General features: G+C 56.4%; 9 protein-coding genes. 5 read left to right on the top strand and 4 right to left on the bottom strand.

Features of this window, described 5'->3' with window-relative positions:
- The first annotated feature begins 310 nt into the window (after positions 1-310).
- Positions 311-1,231, top strand: a complete 921-nt coding sequence (locus Poly51_RS01690) for a sugar phosphate isomerase/epimerase family protein (RefSeq protein WP_146453613.1) — start codon at positions 311-313, stop codon at positions 1,229-1,231.
- 57 nt (positions 1,232-1,288) lie between these two features.
- The gene (locus Poly51_RS01685) at positions 1,289-1,666 is read left to right on the top strand and encodes a hypothetical protein (RefSeq protein WP_146453612.1); all 378 of its coding nucleotides are present in this window, start codon (positions 1,289-1,291) and stop codon (positions 1,664-1,666) included.
- 20 nt (positions 1,667-1,686) lie between these two features.
- On the opposite strand, the gene Poly51_RS01680 is transcribed toward Poly51_RS01685, so the two are convergent.
- Positions 1,687-2,064: a VOC family protein gene (locus Poly51_RS01680; protein WP_146453611.1), complete on the bottom strand. Its 378-nt coding sequence runs from the start codon at positions 2,062-2,064 to the stop codon at positions 1,687-1,689.
- 9 nt (positions 2,065-2,073) lie between these two features.
- Positions 2,074-2,484, bottom strand: a complete 411-nt coding sequence (locus Poly51_RS01675) for a 6-pyruvoyl trahydropterin synthase family protein (RefSeq protein WP_146455084.1) — start codon at positions 2,482-2,484, stop codon at positions 2,074-2,076.
- Between the two features lie 161 nt (positions 2,485-2,645).
- On the opposite strand from Poly51_RS01675, the gene Poly51_RS01670 reads away from it, so the two are divergent.
- The 3 genes from Poly51_RS01670 (at position 2,646) to Poly51_RS01660 (ending at position 6,482) form a co-directional block, all read left to right on the top strand.
- Positions 2,646-3,605, top strand: a complete 960-nt coding sequence (locus tag Poly51_RS01670) for an SMP-30/gluconolactonase/LRE family protein (RefSeq protein ID WP_146453610.1) — start codon at positions 2,646-2,648, stop codon at positions 3,603-3,605.
- Positions 3,606-3,840: 235 nt separating this feature from the next.
- Positions 3,841-4,899, top strand: a complete 1,059-nt coding sequence (locus Poly51_RS01665; protein ID WP_146453609.1) for a glycosyltransferase family 2 protein — start codon at positions 3,841-3,843, stop codon at positions 4,897-4,899.
- On the top strand, positions 4,896-6,482 hold the full coding sequence (locus tag Poly51_RS01660; protein ID WP_146453608.1) for an ArnT family glycosyltransferase: 1,587 nt from the start codon (positions 4,896-4,898) through the stop codon (positions 6,480-6,482). Before Poly51_RS01665 ends, Poly51_RS01660 begins: the two co-directional genes overlap by 4 nt.
- Positions 6,483-6,500: 18 nt before the next feature.
- On the opposite strand, the gene csrA is transcribed toward Poly51_RS01660, so the two are convergent.
- Together csrA and fliW are read right to left on the bottom strand one after the other, a co-directional pair.
- Positions 6,501-6,725 carry a carbon storage regulator CsrA gene (csrA, locus tag Poly51_RS01655; RefSeq protein ID WP_146453607.1) on the bottom strand — a complete coding sequence of 75 codons (225 nt, stop codon included), beginning with the start codon at positions 6,723-6,725 and terminating at the stop codon, positions 6,501-6,503.
- 394 nt (positions 6,726-7,119) lie between these two features.
- Positions 7,120-7,578: a flagellar assembly protein FliW gene (gene fliW, locus Poly51_RS01650; RefSeq protein WP_146453606.1), complete on the bottom strand. Its 459-nt coding sequence runs from the start codon at positions 7,576-7,578 to the stop codon at positions 7,120-7,122.
- Positions 7,579-7,614 lie beyond the last annotated feature (36 nt).

Raw genomic sequence — 7,614 nt, 5'->3', positions numbered from 1 at the left:
GCCGAAAATAACGGCTGATCAAAAGTCCCTGTCCACCGAAAGAGGGGGCAGCAGCAGGGGGTGTGCCAACGGGTATGCCAAAGCAACTCGACGAAACCGAGGATCAAAAGTCCAACGATCGGTCGGCTTGGCATTCTGTTGTGATCCCCCAATAGGTACTGCTCCGGCACGGTTGCTCAGGTAAGTAAGAACGACCCGAATTATCGAAAGTTCCCTAAAAGTTGTTCGTTTCGTAAATTTTGTCTCAAGCCGGCCACGTTATCATGGGCGGCAAAGTTCCTCCGACCCCTGCCCCACTGCTACCAACACCATGTCATCGAATCCGTCTCGCCGTGATTTTTTTGCCGCTTCGCTCAGCTGTGTCGCCGTCGCAAGCTCGACGATCTCTTTCGCCGATGAAGGTGAACCGCAAGAAAAAAATTCTGATCAGAAAAAAATTTGCGTTTTCACCAAGCCGCTCAATTCGATGACCTTCGACGCGATGGCCGACGCCCTTGCCGAGGCTGGCTTTGACGCAATCGAAGCACCGGTGCGAAAGGGCGGCAACGTCGAACCGGAAACGGTCGAGGACGACCTGCCCCGACTGGTCGAAGCCCTGGCCAAACACGGCATGACCGTTGCAATGCTTACCACCGACATCAACGACGCATCAGATCCGCTGACCGAGCGAGTGCTGCGAACGGCCGCGACGTTGGGGGTCACGAAATACCGGATGCAGTATCTGAGATACGATCGCAAGGCAGATGTTGTCGGCCAAATCGAGGCCTGGAAACCGCAGCTTCGCGATTTGGCGGCGATGAATCACGACTTTGGCGTTCAGGGGCTGTACCAGAACCATGCCGGGAACCAGTATTTCGGCTCCGCGATTTGGGATCTTCACCTCGGTTTGGACGGCATCGACCCGTCGGCCATCGGTGTCGCCTATGATCTGCGTCACGCGATGGCCGAAGCAGGCATGTCGTGGCCGGTTTCGCTAGAATTGATTCGACCAAAGATCGCTGCGATGTATATCAAAGACTTTCGCTGGGACGGGGACGACTTGGTCAATGTCCCCTTGGGCGAAGGTCGCGTGGATCGGGAAGCGGTCAAGTCGTTGCACCTGAGTGCGTTTGACGGCCCGATTTCGTTGCACGAAGAATACCTGGACCACAAGAAGCCTGAATTGGTGCCTCAGCATTTGGCCGCGATGAAGTCGGACCTCGAAACGTTGCGTTCGTGGATTGCCAGTTGATTGCCAGAAAATCTTTTTTGTTTTCCTGTTTTGCCTCCCTTTAAAAAGAGCCCATTGATGTCGAAAAAGTTTTGGACCCTGATGACCGTCGCTGGCATGTTAACAGCAACGACCGCGATGCCCTCGCGTGCGGCCGATGAAGATGATGCCGCGCCGAAATATAAGACCAAAGAAATCATGAAGAAGGCGATGAAGGGCCCTCTGCTGAAGAAGGTCGCCGAAGGCGGTGCTTCGGACGAAGAGAAGAAAGAGCTTCACGCGATGATGGTTGCGCTGTCGAAAAACACGCCCAAAAAAGGCGAACAAGAGAGCTGGGACAAGATGACGGCCGCGTTGGTCAAGGCCAGTAAGGCAGCGGTCGACGGCACCGACGGCGCTGGCGAAATGCTGTCCAAAGGCGCCAACTGCAAAGCCTGCCACACGCCTCACAAGTAGGCACAACCGTTAGGCTCCGACTATTCGCCTGCGGAAGCCGGTTTACAGAGTTCGATCCAGTGACCGTCGGGGTCCTGGACGAACGTTTGCAGGGCGCCGTCTGGCCGCGTCTTGCGAGGCAATCGCGTCGCACCTTTCGCGTCGAGGTGCGTTTCCCAAGGATCCAGGTCATCCACGATCAGTGCCAGATGACCGCCCCGGTGGTGTGAATAGACGGGATCCATGCGATCGCCGATCAGGTGCAATTCTTGGTCGACGCCCAATCGAAACCAGGCACCGGGAAAGTCAAAGTCGGGCCGTGGCATGACGGGTAACCGCAGCGTGTCACGATAGAATTCGACGCTGCGAGGGACATCGGCGACGTGCAGCGCGACGTGGTTGAGTTGCAATACTTTCATCGTGTGGGCCTATCTGGAAACCTCGGCACATGTTTCTTCGCTCTCCCAAAGCCGGACCTTGAACGCGGTCGCGCCGCTGCCGCCGAGCACCTTGGGGCAAACGACATCCAGCAAATGGATCGCCATGTTCTCGGCGGTCGGGTTGCAATCCAATTCGTAGACTCGGTGAGGCGTCGACGAACGGATCGCCGCCAGCCCGTTTTCGTCCTGGTCCCACAAGATGAACGTGTGATCCCAGTTCTCGTCCAACCATCCGTTGATCGATTGCTTCAGTTGCTTGAAATCCAGGATGCGGCCGACGGAGTCCTGTTCTTGTCCAGTAACGTAAATTTCGACGACGTAGTTGTGGCCGTGTAGGTTCTGGCATTTGCCTTCATGGCCGACCAATCGGTGGCCAGCGCAAAACGAGAAGCGTCGCATGATGGAGAGGGACGTCATCGGGCAGAGTGCCTGTTGGGTTTCGGGGAACGAGTTGAGAACTATCAACAAAACGGTAGCATAGCGGCTACCTCATTGCTGCCAAACGCTCTAAAACGGGCATCGCATCTCATCCAAATCTCAAGTTTCCGATTTCAAGTTCGATGACCGAAATACGCCAAGCCCGATCACTGCGATTCCCGACCACCGACTCGCTTCGGTTTCTGCCCGAGGGACCGATTCCGATCGGGCCCGGTAAATTCAGCTGGGTCGGCATCCAACACGGTGGCGATTCGAAGGTCGGAAGTCTGAACCTGTACGATTTCGCAACACGGAACAATCGATCGTTTGAGTTGCCAGGGCGTCCCGGTTTTGCCTTGCCGTGTCGCACCAACGGATCGTTCGTCGTGGGCTGCGAACGGACGCTAGGGATTTTCGACACGCTGACGAACGACTGGATGCCGTTTTGCGAAGGTGTCGACGACGATGTGACCAACACAATCATCAACGACGGTCTGGTGTATGAAGACAACTTGATCTTCGGCACCAAGGATCTGGAATTTGCGACCAAGAAGGCGGGGCTGTATCTGTACCGCGGCAGCGATTCGAAGCTGATTCGGCTGCGCGACGACCAGATCTGCAGCAACGGGAAGGCGATCATTCAAGGCGACGATGGAAACCTAACGCTGTTCGACATCGACTCGCCGACGCGTAAGATCGTTCGATATCCTATCGATATCGCAGCAGGGAAACTGGGCAGCCCGATGACAGTCATCGACTTCGACGGTGACCCGGCCGTTCCGGACGGCATGATCCTGACGCCCGACGGAACCGGAATCATCGTGGCGATGTTCCACCCGGGAGTCGCGGACTTTGGTCAAACCCGGTTGTACGATCGGGAGTCGGGCGAGCTGAAGTGCACGTGGCAAACGCCGGGTTCGCCACAGAACACGTGCCCAGCGCTGGTTTCATTCGAAGGCGGATTGAAGTTGGTGATCACAACCGCCGTCGAAAACTTCTCGCCCGCCGACCGCGATGCGTGTCCGAATGCAGGCTACATCTTCATCGGCGACACCGATATGAAGGACAACGGTTCGGTACTGTCGTCGGTGTTCCCAAGGTAGCGGGCAACCGGAATCCAAAGAGCCCATGTGGACCCACGACTCCGCTCGCGGGACGTTTGCTGCAAAGCAGCAGACGGGGAAGGGCACCGTCCACCTTGCGACGGCGTCGCATAACCACATGGGGTGGAGCACACTCGATGGGTGTGCTTGATTCCTCTTGCTGCGTGAAACGCGGTTTTGATATCGGACGGGTTGCAAACTGCCTTTCCCGTCTACAAGTACCCGAGCCCCGCGAATGTCTTCCGAAACTGGGATCGTGGATCTTTCCATTGTCGTTCCGCTTTACAACGAATCTGAATCGGTGGGCCCGTTGGTGGCTCAGATCGAAACGGCGTTGCGAGATGCTGAGCCGTCGGTTGGGATGTGCGAGATTGTTCTGGTCGATGACGGCAGTCATGACGGGACCTACGATGCCGCCGTCCAAGTTTGCCAATCCGTCACGACGCCGACCCACGTGATTGCGCTTCGTCGTAACTTTGGTCAAACCGCTGCGATGCAAGCTGGTATCGACGCATCCCGCGGCCGTATTGTTGCCACCATTGACGGTGATCTACAGAACGACCCGGCAGACATTCCACGGATGGTTCGGCACTTGGAAAATAATGACCTCGATTTGTTGTGCGGCCGCCGCGAGCGACGCCAAGACGCGGTGGTGCTGCGAAAGATCCCGTCGTGGATCGCCAATCGTTTGATTTCTCGCGTGACCGGCGTCAAAATTCACGATTACGGGTGCAGCTTAAAAATCTATCGCGGCGAAGTCATCCGTGACGTCAAACTTGTCGGAGAAATGCACCGGTTCATCCCCGCTTGGGTCGCCAAGATCACTTCACCCGATCGGATCGGCGAGATCGGCGTGCGGCACCACGCTCGACAATTCGGTCAATCAAAATACGGTATTTCGCGGACCTTTCGCGTGGTGCTGGATCTGTTGTCGGTGCTGTTTTTTATGCGTTACCGGGCGCGGCCGGGACACTTTTTCGGCTCCGTCGGATTGGTGCTTGCTGGGATCGGCATGGCGATGTTATCGATCGTCGGCTTCGCGAAGTTCGGGCTGGGCCAGGACATTGGGAATCGGCCGATGTTGATCGTGGGTGCCTTTGCGCTTTGCACGGCAGTTCAATTGATCGCGATCGGCATTTTGGCCGAGATGGTTTCGCGAATTTACTTGGAACTTCCCGGTCAAGGGAACTACGTCATCCGCAAGGATTTTGAAAATGGTGGCTATCGCGATTCAGGCCTGCCGGTGAATTTGACGCCGTTTCCAGCTCCTGTCCAACGAAATGCCGCAGCATGAGATTCTTGCGTTGGTTAGCGGCGACGGAGTATCGGTTCCCGATTCTGTTGTTGGTCTATTTCGGATTGCACGTGCTGGTTCGCGGCATGTTGTCGTCGTCGTTGACTTTCGATGAAGCCGAACAAGTCTATTTGTCCCAGTGGTGGGAGATCGGATACAACGGCCAACCTCCCTTATACACGTGGGTTCAAACTCCCCTTTTGGAAGTGATCGGCCGCGCATCGATCGCATTGCCGTTGGTCAAGAATGCGTTCTTGTTCCTAACGTACCTTTGCGTCTATTCGGCGGTAACGCGGATTTGCCAAAGCCGGTCCGCCGGGATGGTTGCGTCTGCGGCAATGTTGACGATGCCACAGATTGCGTGGGAAAGTCACCGCGACCTATCGCACACCGTTGCGGCCGTATTCGCGGCGTCGTGGTTGTTGCTAGCGATCATCAATGTGCACCAGCGACCCACGATGGTGAACTATGTGGCGATCGGATTGGCGACAGCCGCCGGACTACTGTTCAAGTACAACTTCGCGATCGTTTTGGTCGCTTTCATTGCGGCAGCGCTGTCGATTGAGAGCTTTCGCCGGCGGCTTTACGATCGCCGCATCATCGTCAGCATCGTGTTGGCAGTGATCTGCATCGGGCCTCACTACTGGTGGGCGATCCATCACTGGGAAACGGCATCGTCGAAGGCACTGACCCAATTGGTGCCCAGCGAATGGATGCCGATGGGCGAGCGGATCACGACGGGATTGATTCGGTTGGTCTGGTCCACGCTTTCCTGTTGCGCGGTGACGATCGTCATTTTCGCGATCGCGTTTCGCGATCTTGGGCGAGTGTGGTGGAGCCAATCGCGACGCAGCGAGCTGGCGATGTATACGATCGATGAAGGCCGGGCGACTGAGTTGATCGAACGGACGATCATCGGTGTCACGTTACTGCTTGTGATGCTGGCCGTGTCGGGCAATGCGGTTGAAACAAAGAACCACTGGTTGCAACCGTACTTGTTTTTGCTGCCCATCTATTTGGTGCTGCGTTTGAAACGATTCGTGGCGATGGACGAGATCGGCGGCGCGAGGATTTTGACGACGGCGGGCGTGTTTGGCGCGGTTGTCTTGTCAGTGATGGTCGGGCGACCGATCTCGGCATCGATGCGAGGCGACTACTCGTGGTTGAATGTGCCGTACAGCGGATTGGCCGAGCGGCTGGAATTGATACCGCAGCGGCCAGCGATGATTGTGGCGACGGACGTGCGTACAGCTGGGAATTTAAAGGCTCACTTGCCTGCGATTCCCGTTGTGACCGTTCGGGATTACCGATCGCGGGTGTCGGCAAAAGATGAAACACAGCATCGCGTGCTGCTGGTTGTCGACCGCGTCAATGACGGCGATGCCGATTGGCCACTCTATCGAATGGCCGAAGCGATGGACCGGTCGATTGACCAGGTCGTGGCGGTGTCGACAAAGATCGAACTGCCTTACCGTTTCGGAACGGGCGAGGACGGTCACTCGTTCCGAGTATCTGATGTGCGGCCGCTCGACGGTGAGTCAGAGCCTGCCGATCGAATCGCTACGTCCCCGGACGGGAGATAGCGAAGTTACGTTCGAACGCTAATTCTTTGGCGGTTGAACATCTTTGGTGGCGCCGGTGCCAGTTTGCGTTGCACGACGATTTTCACGTTGAATCGCGTCGTAGACTTCTTGCCGGTGGACCGGGATCGATTGTGGTGCTTCGATACCCAGACGAACTTTGTCGCCTCGAATATCGACGATCGTCACCACGACATCGTCGCCAATCATGATGCTTTCGTCGCGGTGCCTGGAAAGGACGAGCATGGTGTCCTCGTGGTGATCTATATGGGAATGGGGACTTGGTTCGGGAAGCGCACGTTCGCCCCGAGAATGATGGTCGTCTTCGATCGCCGACTCGTCATCTCTAATGCGAAGCTGACTTAGCAGCAACGTTTTAGGAACCCAGAGCAACAACATCTCGACAAGGGATTGATCGACCACACAGTGTGCGAAATTGAAACGCTAGCACCGAAGTCCGCTGGTGTCGATCGTGCCGTTTACCCGACGACCCGATCACAAAGAATCGACGTCAATACGCGATTATTGTATTGAAAAATACTCAATACGGTTTTAGCGAACGTCGGGATTCCATTGGCCGCGGTTCATGTCGCGGCGCGGGCATCGTTGTTCCGATTGGGATGCAACGGTTGGACGGCTTTTAAGCAGCGCGAAGCGTTTCAACCATGGATGCGGCTGCGGCACTGACCAAGGGTAACGCCTTTTGGATGGGTTGGTCGTCACTGGTGATGACTTGGCAACCTAGACGGCGGCTCAGGTTCAACAGGAGCGGTGAACGCAGGTTCGTCGTCAACTTGCCGACGTGTCCAGACACCGTGGTCATCACGTACATCTCGGCACCGGGTTGCATGTGCAAACACGCCAATTCGCGGCGCGTCACATGGACGCGGTAATCTTCAAAGAACGCGCGAGGGCTGATCAGAGCGATCGCACGGTCGCCACGTGAAGCACTTTGCAACCAAGCCACGGATTCGTTTTGAGGATCGGGAAGCAGCGCCCATTGCCGCAGCGTCTCCATGCCGATCAGCCCCTGCGGAAACAGGAACAATTGGTTCGCGTTGAGCCGCAAGGTGCCAAAGCGTTGCGTGTCGATCCGCATGATGTCTACCCGATGGTCTAGATTCGATACCGTTCA

This window comes from Rubripirellula tenax, assembly GCF_007860125.1.
Lineage (GTDB): Bacteria > Planctomycetota > Planctomycetia > Pirellulales > Pirellulaceae > Rubripirellula > Rubripirellula tenax.
Note: the sequence above shows the minus strand (reverse complement) of the source record. Positions and strands in the feature narration are given on the sequence as shown.